We start from the raw sequence: 16,429 nt of genomic DNA, 5'->3' as shown, positions 1-16,429 counted from the left end.
ATTGATTAATAAAAAGTTTTTTTCTGATTTTAAATTTGATTTTAATCAATAATTGTTTAACTTGAAGTCTGTATTAAATATTTGTTTTTACCTTTTAATAATGAAGTTGTAACAATTTGTGATGTATTTTTTATTGGCGATTTTGTTATAAGATTTTTATAATTGCCTTTTCAAATGCGATAAGTGATAAAAAGGATAACGAGATGAGAACGTGGAAAGATATGATAGGCAGCGAAAAAGCGCAACCTTATTTCCAACATATTTTGCAACAGGTTCAGCAACAAAGAGATTCAGGGAAAATAATTTATCCACCAAAAACAGATGTATTTAATGCATTTCGTTACACTGAGTTTGATCAGGTAAAAGTGGTGATTTTAGGGCAAGATCCTTATCACGGTCCTAATCAAGCTCACGGTTTAGCTTTTTCAGTACGTCCGAATGTGCAGATACCGCCTTCATTGCAGAATATTTATAAAGAGTTATCGCAAGATATTACTGGATTCCACATTCCAAACCACGGGTATTTGGTTACTTGGGCACAACAAGGCGTGTTGTTATTAAATACCGTATTAACTGTGGAACAGGGAAAGGCACATTCACACGCTAATTTTGGTTGGGAAACGTTCACAGATCACGTTATTGCTACTTTAAACCAGCATACGCAAGGATTGGTTTTTTTATTATGGGGGAGTCACGCTCAGAAAAAAGGGCAATTTATTGATCGACAGAAACATTGCGTTTTGACGGCTCCACATCCATCGCCACTTTCTGCTCATCGAGGTTTCTTAGGTTGTCACCACTTTTCAAGTACCAACCAGTATTTAATACAACAGGGTAAAACACCGATTGATTGGTCATTACCCAATTTATAATTAAAAGGAAAAATATGTTAGCTATTATTTCACCTGCAAAAACATTGGATTTTTCAACACCGAGTCCGATTTCAAGTTATACACAACCAGATTTAACACAATATAGTCAGCAATTAATTGAAATTTGTCGCCGATTAACACCGGCAGAAATTGCTTCATTAATGAAAATTAGCGATAAACTGGCAGGATTAAATGCTGCTCGTTTTGCTGAGTGGGTGCTACAACATCATACGGAAAATAGTAAAGCAGCAATTTATGCTTTCAAAGGTGATGTTTATACTGGATTAGAGGCGGAAACATTATCAGCAGAGGATATTCAGTTTGCACAATCACATTTAAGAATGTTGTCAGGATTGTATGGATTATTAAAGCCGTTGGATTTAATGCAACCTTATCGTTTAGAAATGGGAACAAAGTTGAAAAATGAAAGAGGAAATGATCTGTATCATTTTTGGGGAAATGTGATCACCGATCAGTTACGGCAAGCATTGGATCAGCAAGGTGATAATATATTAGTGAATTTGGCATCTGATGAATATTTTAAAGTGGTCAATACACAGCGTTTACAGGCAACAATTATAAAGCCTATTTTTATGGATCGTAAAAACGGAACTTATAAAGTGATTAGTTTTTATGCTAAGAAAGCTAGAGGATTAATGAGTCGCTATCTGTTACAACAACGATTAACCGAAATTGAACAGTTAAAAACATTTGATTTAGGCGGATATTGGTTTGATGAAAATCTATCTACAACAACGGAATTAATCTTTAAACGGGAGTTAAATGATGATTAAACGGAGCTATTGGTTGGGTTTATTGCTTTTATCTGGCTGTGTTAGTCAACCGATGATGCAACAGAAAGTGACTGTACCGAATAAAATTGAGTTTGAACAACAGCACTATCAATTGAGTAAAACTGATGATCTTGGTTCAGTGGTGAAATATACCTATGAATTAATAAATAAAGATCAACAGAAACATTTAGAAATTTTTCAAGATTTACAACAGAATTTTGTGAAAACGGATGCGAAATATCAGCAACGTATTCAATTACGCGAAAGAATGTTCCGTAACACAGGTGTTGATGTTTATAACAATAAATTAGAACAAGGAAAATTATATAGCTATGTGGTTTATCCGCCAGATGAGCAGTTTATTGACTATCAAGTGGATGTCGCAAAAGGTGAAAATTTGGCGAAATGTGGTTTTGTTCAATTTCAATATACGCAACAGTTTGCCCCAATTAAGAGTAGCCAAACGGCTATTTTGAAAAATTTGCAACAACAAGTGGCGGAACCAATGATGCAAAAATTAGCAAAGTTTGTATTCCCTTGGAGTTGTGATGAAAGATAGATATTCGATTTATGTAAAAAGAGCAGCGTGTTTAGCGATTTTTACTGCCTTTTTTTTGGTATCAATTAAAGCTATTGCTTGGTGGAAAACCGGTTCAGTCAGTATTTTAGCGGCAATTACGGATTCACTTTTGGATCTGTTAGCTTCTTTCACGAATATGTTGATTCTTCGCTTTGCATTAATGCCGGCGGATGATAATCACTCATTCGGTCACGGTAAAGCAGAATCACTGGCGTCATTGGCGCAGGGGATGTTTATTTGCGGATCGGTCGTCTTTCTATTTTTGCAAGGCATTCAACGTCTTCATTCGCCTGAAATTACTGATCATAATATTTGGGGGATCGCAGTTACCATTGTTTCAGTGATAATGACTGCTATTTTGGTGAGTTTTCAAAAATATACAATAAAACGTACTGATAGTCCGGCGATTAAGGCGGATAGTTTGCACTATCAGACCGATTTATTTATGAATTTAGGTATTTTGATTGCGTTGGTGATCAGTTATTACGGTTTTGTAATGGCAGATGCGATTTGTGCCTTAATTATCGCTGTTTATATTTTAATTAATGCATTAAAAATGGTATCGGAATCAGTGCAAATGTTATTGGATGTGGCTTTGCCGGAAGAGGAGATCACAGAGATTAAGAAAATTGCGAAACGAAATCCGAAAGTATTGGGCGTTCACGATATAAAAACACGCCGTGCCGGAGCGGTGCGTTTTATTCAGTTGCATTTAGAGTTGGAGGATAACCTCCCTTTGATGATGGCTCACGCTATTACCGAAGAATTGGAACAGGAATTGCGACAGGCTTTCCCAAACTCCGACATAATGATTCATCAAGAGCCAACCACAGTGGTAAAACAAGAAATGGCTCAAACGACAACATAATGACGAATTAGATCAAAAATTACCACACTAATCGAAAATTTTGCTAGAGCGAGCTTGGTGAATAGTGTAATCTTAGCGCAGTTTTTGATTTATTTTTTTCGATAAAATATTTCCTAATGAGGACAACATATGATTAAGAAAATTGCCGTATTAACAAGTGGTGGCGATGCGCCTGGAATGAATGCCGCAATTCGTGGCGTAGTTCGTGCGACTCTATACGAAGGATTGGAAGTTTATGGGGTTTATGACGGATACCAAGGATTATATTTTAATAAAATTAAAAAATTGGAACGTTTTAGTGTTTCTGATGTGATTAATCGTGGCGGTACATTCTTGGGTTCAGCACGTTTCCCAGAATTTAAAGATCCTTCAGTACGTGCAAAATGTGTTGAAAATTTGCGTTTTCACGGTATTGATGCTCTTGTTGTTATAGGTGGTGATGGTTCCTATATGGGAGCAAAATTATTAACTGAGGAACACGATTTTCCTTGTATCGGCTTGCCTGGCACAATTGATAATGATGTCGCCGGTACTGATTATACTATCGGTTATCAAACAGCATTAGAAACTGCATTGGATGCGATTGACCGTTTACGTGATACTTCAAGTTCTCACCAACGTATCTCTATCGTGGAAATTATGGGACGTCATTGTGGTGATTTAACTTTGGCAGCAGCGATTGCCGGAGGTTGCGAATTTATCGTGATTCCGGAACGCCCTTTTGAACGTGAAGCATTAATTCGTAAAGTAGAATATGGTATTGAAAAGGGTAAACGTCACGCCATTATTGCGATTACTGAACATATGTGTGACGTTAACGAGTTAGCGAAAGAGATCGAAGAACGTGTCCATCACGAAACTCGTGCGACAGTATTGGGACATATTCAACGTGGTGGGGCGCCTTGTGCCTTTGACCGTATTTTGGCTTCCAGAATGGGAGTTTATGCGGTTGAATTATTATTGCAAGGTGAAAAAGGTCGTTGTGTCGGTATCCAAAATGAACAACTCGTTCATCATGATATTATTGATGCTATTCAAAATATGAAACGTAGCTTTAAAGAAGATTGGTTCAATACATCAAGAAAACTTTATTAAGTTACCAGCATTCAAGAAAAACGCATATTGACAACAATATGCGTTTTTTGTTCTATGCCTTCTAACTATTTGGAAGTTTTTGATGGATTGGCAAGATAATTTCTACACGCAGACCGTGTGTGTATTGTTGTGCTGCTTTAAGTTTAATCGTGCCACCATAATACTGCACTAAAGTTGATGCGATTGCTAATCCCAATCCAGTACCTTGCTGTTGAGTTCCTAAAATGCGGTAAAATGGTTTTAAAACCTTTTCTCGCTCCTCTTCTACAATCCCGTTGCCATTATCTTCTACAATGATTTTCACTTTATCGTCTTGTAGTTCAACTGATAAATCAACAAAACTTTCTTCCGGAGCATAAACAATCGCATTTTCGAGTAGAATTTTAATAATGGTGAAGAGATCCGTTTCACCGATACAAATTTCAGCATCCTGTTCACTGATCACGCCAATATCAATCTGCTTTTGTTCTGCCAATGGTAACAAGGTTTCAATAACCTGTTTAAAGGTAGCTTTTACCGAAATTGGTTTAATATCTGGTTGTTGAGTTTGATGTGCCTGACTACGAGCAAAAGATAGCAGTTGATCCAATAAATGGCGATTACGCTGAATTGCTTGAATAAGCTGTTCAATTTGCTGTTTAGTTTCTATCGGAACAGCGTGAGTTGCTAAACGTTCTGCCTGTAAAGAGAGAACCGTCATTGGAGAACGTAATTCGTGGGCGGCATTGGCAATAAACTGTTGTTGTTCTTTTACCGACTTATCTACTTGTTTCAATAAATGGTTAATGGCTGTAATAAAGCTATGTACTTCATAAGGTGTTTTTGCTAAAGGAATAATGCTGAGATCATTTTTTTGCCGTTGTTGAATAGCTACTGAAAGTTTACGCAGTGGAATAAAAGTGAAATTAATCACTAGAATTGATAGTAGAATGACAATTGGCATAAAAATTAAGAATGGCAAAATAGTTTGCCAAGTGGCATCAATCGCTTTTTTTGTTCTGAATTCGGTTTCTTGCATTACTGCAATTTTTTGCATCCTATTTTGTGTTTTTATTTGTCGTACGAAAACACGAAATTCTTTTTTATGAATTTTGACGGTATGAAATCCTTCTCTCATTTGATAGAGAAATGGAATGAAATATTTATTATTAGGTGAAGTAAAAATGCTTTGTACATAAATTTGGTTGTCATCATCGTTTAATGGTAAAGGCATTTGTTCGGAAAAATTGTTACGAAGTGAAGTAAAACGTGCTGTCTGAATTAATAAGTCATCCTGTAACTGATAAGCGGCATAAAACGCATTATAAGCAGTAGAAACTGCCGTAACGGTGGCGGTGAAAAAAGTAACGATTACAAGTGTTAAGGTTAATTTTGCTTGAATGGAATAACGCCAGCGTAATAATCTTTTAGTTATTTTGGAATAGTCCAACCGACACCTCGAATATTTTTAATTGCTTCTTTTCCCAATTTTTTACGCAGTGCGTGAATCAAAAAATCAATAGCGTTACTTTCAACTTCTTCGCCCCAACCATAAATCTTATCTTCAAGATCGCTACGCGAATAGATAACGCCTGGATGTTGTAATAATGTTTGCAAAATAGCAAATTCTTTATTTGTGAGCTGCTGCGTTTCTTGAGTAGTGAGGTTTTGCACTTGATAAGTTTTTAAATTCAATAAAAGATTGCCGTATCGAATCTCTGCAGTATGATGACCGCTCTGTTTACGCAGCGCAACACGAATGCGAGCCAAAAGCTCAGCCATATCAAACGGTTTAATGATGTAATCATCGGCTCCACCATCCAAACCCTGTAAACGGCTTGGTAGATCATCTCGTGCGGTAAGAATAATAATCGGAAAACCAAACTGTTGTTGGCGTAACTGTGCTAAAACTTCCAATCCATCTTTTTTAGGTAGCCCTAAATCTAATAAAACTAAATCATAAGGCTGTGATTTTACTGCACTTAATGCCAGTTCTCCATTTTCCACCCAATCGACTGCGTAACTTGCGTCTTTCAAGTTATCGGATAATACATTTGCGATCATTGGATCATCTTCAACCAGTAGAATTCTCATATTATAAAGTTGATCTAAAAATAAATGAGTGAAATTCTATCATAAAATAGAAACGTAATTTATGTAGATTGATCAATGACTTCTTATTTATTTCTAATGTCTATTGCTGGATCACGCTTAGTTTTAGGTAGACGTTCTTTTAATCCATAATCATCGTTGTCACTTTTACAGTCGAACAGATTAAATTGTGTTGAAATCTGTTGATTTTGAATATTCATCCAATTTGCAATTGCTTCAGTGAAATTCAAGCCAGATTTGAAACTAGTGCATTTTTGATGCTGTTGGCTGTCAGAAGAGGTCATAAATAGTGGAACATCGTGATGTAACGGACTGCCAGCATTGTTGAAAAATAGTACTTCGTTATCAATAGTTTTATGTGCCAATCCGTGATCAGCAAAGTAGATCATTGAAAATGACTGTTGGTGTAGCTGATATTGTTGTTGTAATGCTTGATAGATTTGTTGTAGTACTTGATCGGTTTTTCTAATAGATGAAACATAACAGCTAAGATATTGATATTTCTTATCTTTTACTGGAGAAATATTTTGATAATCCTTAATACGATCACACGCTTTAGGGTGTGATCCATAAAGATGAACTACAATAAATTTTGTTTGATTGCTAGGTTGTGCAAGAATATTTTTTAATGGCGCAATCAATTGAAAATCACTGGAGTCATTACTAATAGAATCATTTTTAGCGATAAAGTAATGTTCATCATTTAAATCGGCAATGGCGGTGATCGGTGTATCAAATTGACCCAAAAAACCTTGATTGGATAGCCAGTAAGTTTTTATGCCAGCAGATTTAATTAAATCAATTAAATTTAATGAATAATCAGGCGCCCAATTTTGTTTATCAGGTTTTGTTAGCATAAGGCGTAAAGAGGCGATAGTGTTGCTTCCGGCTGATTCTAAACCATCGACGATAATACCGTTGACGTTTTCCATAAAGGGGGTATTTTCAATAGGATAACCGTAAGCGTGCATATAATCACGGCGAACACTTTCACCAATAACCAATACATAATTCTTATATTTGCCGTTAAATTGAGAGTCTCCCCACTGGCTTTTCAGTTGAAATTGATTTAAACGAACTAATTCGTCTTTGACTTGAGCGGCAGCAGCGAGAAATTGATGAAAAAAGGAAAATGGTGATTGATTAATTAATGCAAAAAAGAGAATGAAACAGAGCAATGTTTTATTTTTATAGAATTTTAATTGAAAATGTTGGCTTAAATAACGGAATAAAAGTAATAATGGCACAATAGCGATAGCCATTAAATAATATTGCAAAGGGATTTGTTGTAAAAATTCGCTACCTTCGGCGAGATTTGTCGCTAAAACAGAAGCTAAATATTGATAATTCGGCGCTCCGAACATCATTCCTACTGGCGCATATAATGTATAAGCAATGGCAATAGGAAGAATAACGAAATAAAATGCTTTACGGGAAGCGTTAAAAATAAGAATGAGTGCGGAAAGCAGCAAAACATCCTGAATTTCAATCTGTTTGCCACTGCCATTAAGCATAAATAGCGATGAAAAATAGAGAGAAACTAAGGCAATGATGGCAACAAAAAACTGTTTCAAATTAAGATTTTTGAAGAGATTGAAAAATTTTTTCATCAAAATGTCCTTAGTGGTGAAAAAAACAGCGTTAGACGGTGAAAAGGAAATGTGCATCAAAAGTGAATTGATGCACAAAATAATCCATAAATAATGAAATTATTAGTTCTGTTTCGCCATTTCAAATTCAATCAACATCATCAAAATATGGATAACTTTGATATGAATTTCTTGAATACGATCAGCATAACCGAAATGAGGGACACGAATTTCAACATCTGCTAGACCTGCCATTTTCCCACCATCTTTGCCGGTTAATGCGATTACTTTCATTCCTTTTGCTTTTGCAGCTTCGATTGCATTCAAAACATTTTTTGAGTTGCCGGAAGTTGACAGCCCGAACAAAACATCACCTTTTTGACCGACTGCCTCTATATAACGCGAAAAGACATAATCGTAACCGAAATCATTACTTACACAGCTTAAATGGCTAACATCTGAAATGGCAATGGCGGGATAACCCGGACGATTTTCACGATAACGACCGGTCAACTCTTCGGCAAAATGCATTGCATCACAATGTGAACCTCCATTACCGCAACTTAAAACTTTTCCGCCCTGTTTAAAACTGTCGGCAATAATGAGTGCCGCCTGTTGAATTAGCTCAATATTTTTATCATCGGATAAAAATTTGTCTAAAACATCTGCCGCTTGTGTCAGTTCGGCTTTGATTTGTGTTAAATACATCAGCAACTCCAAGAAATTTTATTTATTTACGAGAAAGAGGTGGAACAAAAGTAATTCCCATATCCCAAGGTTGTTCAATCCAAGTATTTTGTGGAATATCAACAACATAATCATCAACTAAAGGCGCACCTGCAGGTTTTGCAAATACGGTTACAAATTTTGCTTTTGGATACATCTCACGAATAGCACGTGCAGTGTTACCTGTGTCAACCAAATCATCGACTACGATAAAGCCTTCGCCGTCACCTTCTGCGCGATGCAACACTTTTAATTCATTCTGTTGATCGTGGTCATAACTTGCGATACAAACGGTTTCAACTAAACGAATACCTAATTCGCGTGCAATAACCGCTGCTGGGAATAACCCACCACGACTAACCGCAATAATTCCTTTCCATTGTGAAGCCGGAAGGAGGCGTTCGGATAATTTGCGGGCGTGCATTTGAAACATATCCCAAGTAACAACATATTTTTCGCTCATAATAAATGTACCTTTGTGTTTGAAGTTATAAAAAATTGCGTAAGGATAACGCGAAATTGCTTTCTATGCTATCATTTAACGCAATTTCTTTTTGTTTTCTGCAAAAGTAACTATTTCAAAGGAAAAATTATGTCTTCAATTACAGAATTATCACCGAAATTAGTATGGCAATGGTTTGATAAAATTTGTTCAATCCCTCATCCTTCTCACCACGAACAGGCACTTGCCGATTTTATTATTCAATGGGCAAAACAGAAACAGTTCTGGGTTGAACAGGATTCAGTAGGGAATATCTTGATTCGTAAAGCGGCAACGGTGGGAATGGAAAATCATCAGCCAGTGGCATTGCAGGCTCATTTGGATATGGTGCCACAAGCGAATAAAAATACTGAACATAATTTTTTAACTGATCCAATAGAGCCTTATGTTGATGGCGAATGGGTAAAAGCGACAGGTACAACTTTAGGGGCGGATAACGGTATCGGTATGGCGTCCTGTTTAGCAGTGTTGGATAGCAATGATATTGCGCATCCGCCATTGGAGGTTTTATTGACTGCCAGTGAAGAAACCGGAATGGTCGGGGCTTTGGGATTACAGCCGAATTGGTTGCAAAGTGAGGTGATGATTAATACCGATACTGAAGATGAAGGTGAAATTTATATCGGTTGTGCTGGCGGTGAAGATGTTGATATTCGTTTCCCAGTGCAATGGCAAGAGTTACGCAAAAATGAAGTGGCAGTACATATTGCGTTAACAGGGCTAAAAGGTGGTCATTCGGGGGCGGAGATTCATTTAAATCGTGGTAATGCGATTAAACTTTTAGCAAAAACACTTGAAAAGGTATTGACCAAAGTTAGCTTCCGTTTGGCAGAAATTTCTGGAGGCTCTGTTCGTAACGCTATCCCAAGAGAAGCATTTGCTACAGTTTTAATCTCTAGTGCATCAGTAGAAAAGTTTAAACAGGAGTGGCAAATATTATCTCAACAACTCATTGAAGCGTTATCTCACGCTGAAAAACAGATCAATTTTGCTTTTGAAATTGCGACAGCTAAACAGGGATTAAGTGAGCGTCAGACACAAAATATATTAGATTTAATCAATGCACTTCCTAATGGCGTTATTCGTTTTAGTGATGTGTTGCCGGATGTGGTGGAAACCTCTATCAGTTTAGGCGTATTGGAAACTAAAGCAGAACAGATTAAATTAACGCTATTAGCCCGTTCATTGAATGAGTACGGACAAGATGATGTGGCAGGATTAGTACGTTCTGTTTGTCGTTTAGCTCATGCTGAAGTTGTTTTTTCCGGGCGTTATCCAGGTTGGGAACCGCAGGCAGATTTGAATATTGTTAAACGCACGAAAACGTTATATGACCGTATTTTAGGCAAAGAGAGTGTAATCAAAGTGATTCACGCCGGATTGGAGTGCGGGTTAATCAATAAAGTTTATCCAAATATGGAGATGGTTTCAATTGGACCGACCATTTTGGGGGCTCACTCTCCGGATGAACGTTGTCATATTCCTGCTGTGGCAGTTTATTGGCAATTATTAACAGAATTATTGGCAACAATGCCCCAAAAATAGGATGAGATAATGGAACAGGAACAACAACCGAATTTAAATAATGAAGAGTTAACTCATTTCGGGTTTAAAACGGTCGCAAAATCAGAAAAACAAAAACTGGTTGCCAATGTTTTTCATTCTGTAGCAGATAAGTATGATTTGATGAATGATCTACTTTCATTCGGTATTCACCGAGTTTGGAAACGTTTTACTATTGATTGCAGTGGTGTGCGTAAAGGTCAGAAAGTATTGGATCTTGCTGGTGGTACTGGTGATTTTTCGGCAAAATTCTCCAAAATGGTGGGGGAAAGTGGACAGGTTATTTTAGCTGATATTAATGATTCTATGTTGCAGGTAGGACGTGACAAGTTGCGTAATTTAGGAGTAGTCGGCAATGTAGAATATGTGCAAGCAAATGCGGAAATGTTGCCATTTTCGGATAACACTTTTGACTGTATTGTGATTAGTTTTGGTTTACGAAATGTGACGGATAAAGATAAAGCATTGCGTTCAATGTACCGTGTGTTGAAACCAGGCGGTCGTCTTTTAGTTTTAGAGTTTTCTAAGCCAATTATTGAGCCATTAAGTAAAGTTTACAACTTTTATTCATTTAATATTTTGCCGAAAGTGGGAGAAGTAGTTGTGAATGATGCTGACAGTTACCGTTATTTGGCAGAATCAATCAGAATGCATCCGGAACAATCTGTGTTGGAGCAGATGATGATTGATGCAGGCTTTGAACAGACTCAATATTTTAATTTAACCGCTGGTATTGTGGCATTGCATCGTGGTTATAAATTTTAAGGAGCAATAAATGCTTTCTTCAATTAAGCAACAATTAATGTTGCCGCAGCTAGTAAATGGTTTGTTGGAACAAGCGATAAATTATCTTATTGAACGTAGTGAAGGTGTTGTTCCAAGGTTACGGAAATTATCAGGTAAGGTGTTGTTGTTTCGTCTTAAACAAGGTGGTTACTGCTATTTGCTATTTTCGGAACAACGCTTAGATATTCTGGCGCAATATGATGGTGAAGCGGATTGTGAGGTATCGGCAGATGCTTGGTTGTTATTGAAGCGTCCGAAAAAAAGTGAGCTGTCTGAGTTAATCAATCAAAAGCAGGTTGTGTTTCAGGGAGATTTACAAGTCTTGCAGGATACGGTTGCTTTATTTGAACAATTGGAAAAAGATCCAGAAGAATTATTGGCTCCGTATCTTGGTGATGTGGCTGCTTACTCTTTAACCCAGATGATAAGACAGATAAAAAATCGTATAACTGAACATTATGCAACCAGTGAGCGTCATTGGGGAGAACGTTTAACTGAAGAGTGGCGGTTGATTGCTCCCTCTTTGGCGTTGGTACATTTTTATGATCAGGTTTCTGAGTTGCAACAGGATTTGCAGCGTGTAGAAAATAAAATTAACCAACTTGCAGGAAGGCTATGAAAATAAAGCACTATTTTCGTTTTTATCATATTGTCCGAGTATTATTGCAATACGGCTTGGATCAAGCATTGCCTAAAATTCCATTAACTCGTCCGCTTCGTTATGGGCGTAAACTCTGCTTTTGGTGGCAAAATCGTTATCCGGATAAATCGCTTGGTTGGCGTTTACGGATGGCTTTTCAAGAGTTGGGGCCGGTATGGATCAAATTAGGACAAATGCTTTCGACACGACGAGATCTTTTCCCTGAAGAGCTCGCTAATGAGCTGGCACTGTTGCAAGATCAAGTAGAGCCGTTTAATGGAAAATTGGCAAGAGCGGAAATTGAAAAAGCCTTAGGGGACAAGATTGAGCGTTGGTTTGAAGCATTCGATGAACAAGCACTGGCATCGGCTTCAATTGCTCAGGTTCATACCGCAAAATTTAATAGAATGCAGCCGTTCGCAGGGAAAGAGGTGGTGTTTAAAGTGATCCGCCCCGATATTGCGCCAGTTATTGCTTTGGATGTTGCCTTGATGTATAAAATTGCGAAATGGATTCCGCGTTTAACTCGGGAAGGTTATCGGTTGCGACCGGTGGAAGTGATTCGTGAATATGAGAAAACACTGTTGGCGGAATTGGATTTACGACAGGAAATGTCAAATGCAATTCAGTTAAGAGAAAATTTTTTAGATAGTCCAATGTTATATGTTCCAGAAATGTATAGTGACTTTTGTCATAAGAATGTCATTGTAATGGAGCGTATTTATGGCATTCCAATTTCAGATATTTCGGCATTGGAAGCGAACGGCACAGATATGAAATTGTTGGCAGAGCGTGGTGTACAGGTCTTTTTTACGCAAGTATTTCGTGATAGCTTTTTCCACGCTGATATGCATCCTGGTAATATTTTTGTCAGTTATCACCATCCGGAATCACCGCAATATATCGGCATTGATTGTGGAATCGTTGGCACTTTGAATAGCGAAGATAAACGTTATTTAGCTGAAAATTTCCTAGCCTTTTTTAATCGAGATTATCGACGAGTTGCACAGTTACACATTGATTCTGGATGGGTGCCGGAAGACACCAATGTAGAAGAGTTTGAGCAGGCATTTAGAATTGTTTGTGAGCCAATTTTTTCTAAACCGTTGGCAGAAATTTCATTTGGGAACGTGTTGTTAAATTTATTTAATACCGCGCGTCGTTTTCAAATGCAGGTGCAACCTCAGTTGGTATTATTGCAGAAAACTTTGCTTTATATCGAAGGGTTAGGAAGGCAGTTATATCCGCAGTTGGATTTATGGCAGACAGCCAAACCGTTCTTACAGGATTGGTTGAATGAACAGATTAGTGCAAAGAAAATGTATCGCGATTTTCAATCACATTTACCTTTTTTACGCGAACATTTTGCCTCTTTTCCGCAAACATTGTATCAAGCATTGTTGGAGCAGAAACAAATTCGTCGTCAATTAACATTGATTCAGCAGCAGTTAACGCAACAACAAAAAAATACCCAACGTGTGTATGGTTTTATTAGTGCGAGTTTGCTATTCTTTGGCAGCTTATTCAGCTTTCAATTTTTACCGCTGAATATTGCTGTTGGGCTGTTGTTATTAGGCGTTGTGCTATTATTAATAATAACTTTAAAACGATAAAGTTGCATTGTTGCAGCGTAAAAGCAGCAGTATAATTTAATCAACATTTTATTTTGACTAGAGGTACATTATGGGTGGAATCAGTATTTGGCAATTATTAATTATTGTATTAATCGTTGTATTGCTTTTTGGAACAAAAAAATTAAAAACATTAGGTTCGGATCTTGGCGAATCTGTTAAAGGGTTTAAAAAGGCAATGAGTGAAGAGGGGGAAAAAGATGCCGAATTTAAGAAATCTATCGAATCTCAATCCTCAAATTCAAACACACAAACTGACACAAAAACTAAAGATAAAGAGCAGGCATAACTGTGTTTGATATCGGTTTTTCTGAACTTGTTCTGATTTTTGTCATCGGTTTAGTGGTTTTAGGTCCGCAGCGTCTGCCGGTGGCAATTCGTACCGTTGTTAGTTGGATACGCACTTTGCGTAATCTCGCTAACAATGTGCAAAGCGAATTGGCACAGGAGCTTAAATTGCAAGAGTTGCAAGAGAGCATCAAAAAAGCGGAGCATCTCAATTTATCAGCACTTTCTCCTGAATTAAGCAAAACGGTTGAAGAGCTTAAAGCCTCTGCACAAAAAATGCAACAGCAGTTGGATCAACAAACCCAAGCAGCGAACAATGCTGTGAGCGAGTTGAAATCTTCATTGGAACAGCAGACCAAAATGGAAGCGCAAGGTGAAGAGCAGTCCATCACCACTGATAAAGCTGAGGAACAGCAACTGCTTGCTGCCGATGAACAAGCAGAATTGGCTGAAGCAGATGAAGAAAAATTAATTCTTGAACAGCATCAGGATGAGTTGGCAAGTTATGATCCGTTAGCGGATGTGCCGGCGGAAAAAATAACCGATCCGGCTAAAAAATCTTAAATTATCGCTATTTAGCAAAGGAAAGTTATGGCTAGCGTAGATGAATCTCAACCGCTGATTACCCATCTTATTGAGTTACGCAATCGCATTTTGAAAAGTTTTATCTGTGTGTTGGTTGTGTTTCTTGCATTGGTTTATTTTGCAAATGATATTTATCATATTATTTCAGCTCCGTTAATTAATGAGCTTCCACAAAATTCAACGATGATTGCAACCAATATTGTTGCACCTTTTTTTACACCAATTAAATTAACTGCTATTACGGCAATATTTTTGTCCGTACCTTATATTTTGTATCAAGTGTGGGCATTTATTGCTCCGGCATTGTATAAACACGAAAAACGGTTAATTTATCCTCTGTTAGTTTCTAGTACATTGCTGTTTTATGTTGGTGTGGCGTTTGCTTATTATGTGGTTTTCCCCTTAGTATTTGCATTTTTAACCAAAACAGCGCCTGAAAGTGTAGCAATAGCAACAGATATCAGTAGTTATCTTGATTTTGTGTTAACTCTGTTTTTAGCTTTTGGCATCTGTTTTGAAGTGCCGGTTGCAATTATTCTTCTCTGCTGGAGTGGTGTGGTCAGCATTGAAGATCTAAAACAGAAGCGACCTTATATTTTAGTAGGTGCATTCGTTATTGGAATGTTACTGACACCGCCTGATATTTTTTCACAAACATTACTTGCTGTTCCAATGTACTTATTATTTGAAATAGGTGTATTATTTGCTCGTTTTTATCAGCCAAAATCAAATTAAATTAATAGAGCGGTTTAAATTTTAAGTATGAAAAATAACCTCATAAAAATGTGAGACAATTATTTAACTTTTAGATCAAATACCAATCAAGCGTTAACGAATACCGCAACTCATATTCAACGTACATATAAATTTGTTATACCGAGCCTCAAAGGTTCGGTTTTTTTATAATAATATTACTATGAATAAAAATTCACTTAACATTAATATTTTGTTAATAATTTAGGTGCTTTTATTTTTTGTAAAAGTAGGTATACTATACCACTTTGAAAGTATCAACTTTATGGGGTTTTTTATGAAATTATTAAATAAATCTATTCTGTTTGGTTTATCATTTATTTTAGCGGCTTGTAACTCTAGTGGGGGGAATTCTTCGCAAAAAGATAATGCTGTTGTAATTAATCCTGTTCAAGATGAGCAACAAGACGGTATTAATTCTTCTACAGAAAATAATACTAGTCATAATAAATCTTCAAAAGAAGATAAACAATCAGTAGAAGATAAACAAGAGAAAAAAGAGCCTTCATTTAAGCCATCGAAAGCTGAAGGGGATGTTTTCACTTTCGTTGGAATGGATGGGAGTTTTGAACCACGCCCAAAGAAAATTAAACTTAGTTTTGATAAAACAGCAAATCCTGTAAGTGATATTGGCTATTATGGTTATTTTACTATGCCAGAAATACTTGACGGTAATTATAAATATTATTTTTATGAAGTAGATCAGAAATATGTTTTAGAAAATCCTGCTCAAGCTGTTAATGCAATTTATAAAGGTTTGGCAAAAATGACAATTGATGGGCAAGAAAAAGATGGTTCATTAACGTTAGAATTAAAAGATCAGACAGTTTCAGGTAATATTGAGGTACAGGCTAATAATATTAAGCAAATTGAATTGAAAAATGCGACCTTAGGAGATACAGGCTATATAGGTAATGCTGTTGCTGCAGAATATGAGGGCAAGTATACAGGGGTGTTTGCAGGAAAAGAAGATAAAGCAGAGAATACACTAGGCGTATTTTATCTGAAAAAGGAAGGAGAACCTGTTATTTCTGGGGCATATCAGGCGAAAAAACAATAAACTTAT

Annotated in this window: 18 protein-coding genes; 13 read left to right on the top strand and 5 right to left on the bottom strand. The window is 36.8% G+C overall.

Features of this window, described 5'->3' with window-relative positions; translation table 11 throughout:
* Nucleotides 1-203 precede the first annotated feature (203 nt).
* The 5 genes from ung (at nucleotide 204) to pfkA (ending at nucleotide 4,209) form a co-directional block, all read left to right on the top strand.
* Nucleotides 204-872, top strand: a complete 669-nt coding sequence (gene ung, locus ACXPAV_RS06390) for a uracil-DNA glycosylase (protein ID WP_458003013.1) — start codon at nucleotides 204-206, stop codon at nucleotides 870-872.
* Nucleotides 873-886: 14 nt separating this feature from the next.
* Nucleotides 887-1,666, top strand: coding sequence for a peroxide stress protein YaaA (gene yaaA, locus ACXPAV_RS06385; RefSeq protein ID WP_039171914.1), 780 nt, complete (start codon nucleotides 887-889; stop codon nucleotides 1,664-1,666).
* A complete protein-coding gene (locus tag ACXPAV_RS06380) occupies nucleotides 1,656-2,225 on the top strand; it encodes a hypothetical protein (protein ID WP_458003012.1) in 570 nt (189 codons plus the stop codon). The genes yaaA and ACXPAV_RS06380 overlap by 11 nt, the downstream gene beginning before the upstream one ends.
* A complete protein-coding gene (locus ACXPAV_RS06375) occupies nucleotides 2,215-3,114 on the top strand; it encodes a cation diffusion facilitator family transporter (RefSeq protein WP_458003011.1) in 900 nt (299 codons plus the stop codon). Before ACXPAV_RS06380 ends, ACXPAV_RS06375 begins: the two co-directional genes overlap by 11 nt.
* Before the next feature lie 129 nt (nucleotides 3,115-3,243).
* Entirely contained in the window at nucleotides 3,244-4,209 is a 966-nt protein-coding gene (gene pfkA, locus ACXPAV_RS06370) for a 6-phosphofructokinase (RefSeq protein WP_039092036.1), read from the top strand.
* A 61-nt stretch (nucleotides 4,210-4,270) separates the two neighbouring features.
* Here the strand turns inward: pfkA and ACXPAV_RS06365 are convergent, their stop codons facing one another.
* From ACXPAV_RS06365 to gpt, 5 genes are all read right to left on the bottom strand, one after another.
* The gene (locus ACXPAV_RS06365) at nucleotides 4,271-5,638 is read right to left on the bottom strand and encodes a sensor histidine kinase (RefSeq protein ID WP_458003010.1); all 1,368 of its coding nucleotides are present in this window, start codon (nucleotides 5,636-5,638) and stop codon (nucleotides 4,271-4,273) included.
* Nucleotides 5,620-6,282 carry a response regulator transcription factor gene (locus ACXPAV_RS06360; protein ID WP_039136346.1) on the bottom strand — a complete coding sequence of 221 codons (663 nt, stop codon included), beginning with the start codon at nucleotides 6,280-6,282 and terminating at the stop codon, nucleotides 5,620-5,622. The genes ACXPAV_RS06365 and ACXPAV_RS06360 overlap by 19 nt, the downstream gene beginning before the upstream one ends.
* 83 nt (nucleotides 6,283-6,365) lie before the next feature.
* Complete coding sequence (locus ACXPAV_RS06355; protein ID WP_458003009.1) at nucleotides 6,366-7,910, bottom strand: sulfatase-like hydrolase/transferase; 1,545 nt, start codon at nucleotides 7,908-7,910, stop codon at nucleotides 6,366-6,368.
* A 102-nt stretch (nucleotides 7,911-8,012) separates the two neighbouring features.
* Nucleotides 8,013-8,597: a D-sedoheptulose 7-phosphate isomerase gene (gene lpcA, locus ACXPAV_RS06350; RefSeq protein WP_039136344.1), complete on the bottom strand. Its 585-nt coding sequence runs from the start codon at nucleotides 8,595-8,597 to the stop codon at nucleotides 8,013-8,015.
* A gap of 22 nt (nucleotides 8,598-8,619) precedes the next feature.
* Entirely contained in the window at nucleotides 8,620-9,078 is a 459-nt protein-coding gene (gene gpt, locus ACXPAV_RS06345; protein ID WP_013746851.1) for a xanthine phosphoribosyltransferase, read from the bottom strand.
* Nucleotides 9,079-9,207: 129 nt separating this feature from the next.
* Between gpt and ACXPAV_RS06340 the strand changes: the two genes are divergently transcribed.
* From ACXPAV_RS06340 to ACXPAV_RS06305, 8 genes are all read left to right on the top strand, one after another.
* On the top strand, nucleotides 9,208-10,662 hold the full coding sequence (locus tag ACXPAV_RS06340) for an aminoacyl-histidine dipeptidase (protein ID WP_458003008.1): 1,455 nt from the start codon (nucleotides 9,208-9,210) through the stop codon (nucleotides 10,660-10,662).
* Between the two features lie 9 nt (nucleotides 10,663-10,671).
* On the top strand, nucleotides 10,672-11,445 hold the full coding sequence (ubiE, locus tag ACXPAV_RS06335) for a bifunctional demethylmenaquinone methyltransferase/2-methoxy-6-polyprenyl-1,4-benzoquinol methylase UbiE (protein WP_039136340.1): 774 nt from the start codon (nucleotides 10,672-10,674) through the stop codon (nucleotides 11,443-11,445).
* A gap of 10 nt (nucleotides 11,446-11,455) precedes the next feature.
* Nucleotides 11,456-12,085 (top strand): ubiquinone biosynthesis accessory factor UbiJ, encoded by a 630-nt coding sequence (locus ACXPAV_RS06330; protein ID WP_458003007.1) that lies wholly within the window; start codon nucleotides 11,456-11,458, stop codon nucleotides 12,083-12,085.
* The gene (ubiB, locus tag ACXPAV_RS06325; protein ID WP_458003006.1) at nucleotides 12,082-13,719 is read left to right on the top strand and encodes a ubiquinone biosynthesis regulatory protein kinase UbiB; all 1,638 of its coding nucleotides are present in this window, start codon (nucleotides 12,082-12,084) and stop codon (nucleotides 13,717-13,719) included. The genes ACXPAV_RS06330 and ubiB overlap by 4 nt, the downstream gene beginning before the upstream one ends.
* A 70-nt stretch (nucleotides 13,720-13,789) precedes the next feature.
* Nucleotides 13,790-14,026, top strand: coding sequence for a Sec-independent protein translocase subunit TatA (tatA, locus tag ACXPAV_RS06320; protein WP_021461294.1), 237 nt, complete (start codon nucleotides 13,790-13,792; stop codon nucleotides 14,024-14,026).
* 2 nt (nucleotides 14,027-14,028) lie between these two features.
* On the top strand, nucleotides 14,029-14,589 hold the full coding sequence (gene tatB / locus ACXPAV_RS06315) for a Sec-independent protein translocase protein TatB (protein ID WP_021461293.1): 561 nt from the start codon (nucleotides 14,029-14,031) through the stop codon (nucleotides 14,587-14,589).
* A gap of 27 nt (nucleotides 14,590-14,616) precedes the next feature.
* Complete coding sequence (tatC, locus tag ACXPAV_RS06310) at nucleotides 14,617-15,345, top strand: twin-arginine translocase subunit TatC (RefSeq protein WP_039136331.1); 729 nt, start codon at nucleotides 14,617-14,619, stop codon at nucleotides 15,343-15,345.
* A gap of 295 nt (nucleotides 15,346-15,640) precedes the next feature.
* Complete coding sequence (locus ACXPAV_RS06305; RefSeq protein ID WP_458003005.1) at nucleotides 15,641-16,423, top strand: hypothetical protein; 783 nt, start codon at nucleotides 15,641-15,643, stop codon at nucleotides 16,421-16,423.
* The last annotated feature ends 6 nt before the right edge of the window (nucleotides 16,424-16,429 follow it).

This window comes from Gallibacterium sp. ZY190522 (assembly GCF_054166015.1).
Note: the sequence above shows the minus strand (reverse complement) of the source record. Positions and strands in the feature narration are given on the sequence as shown.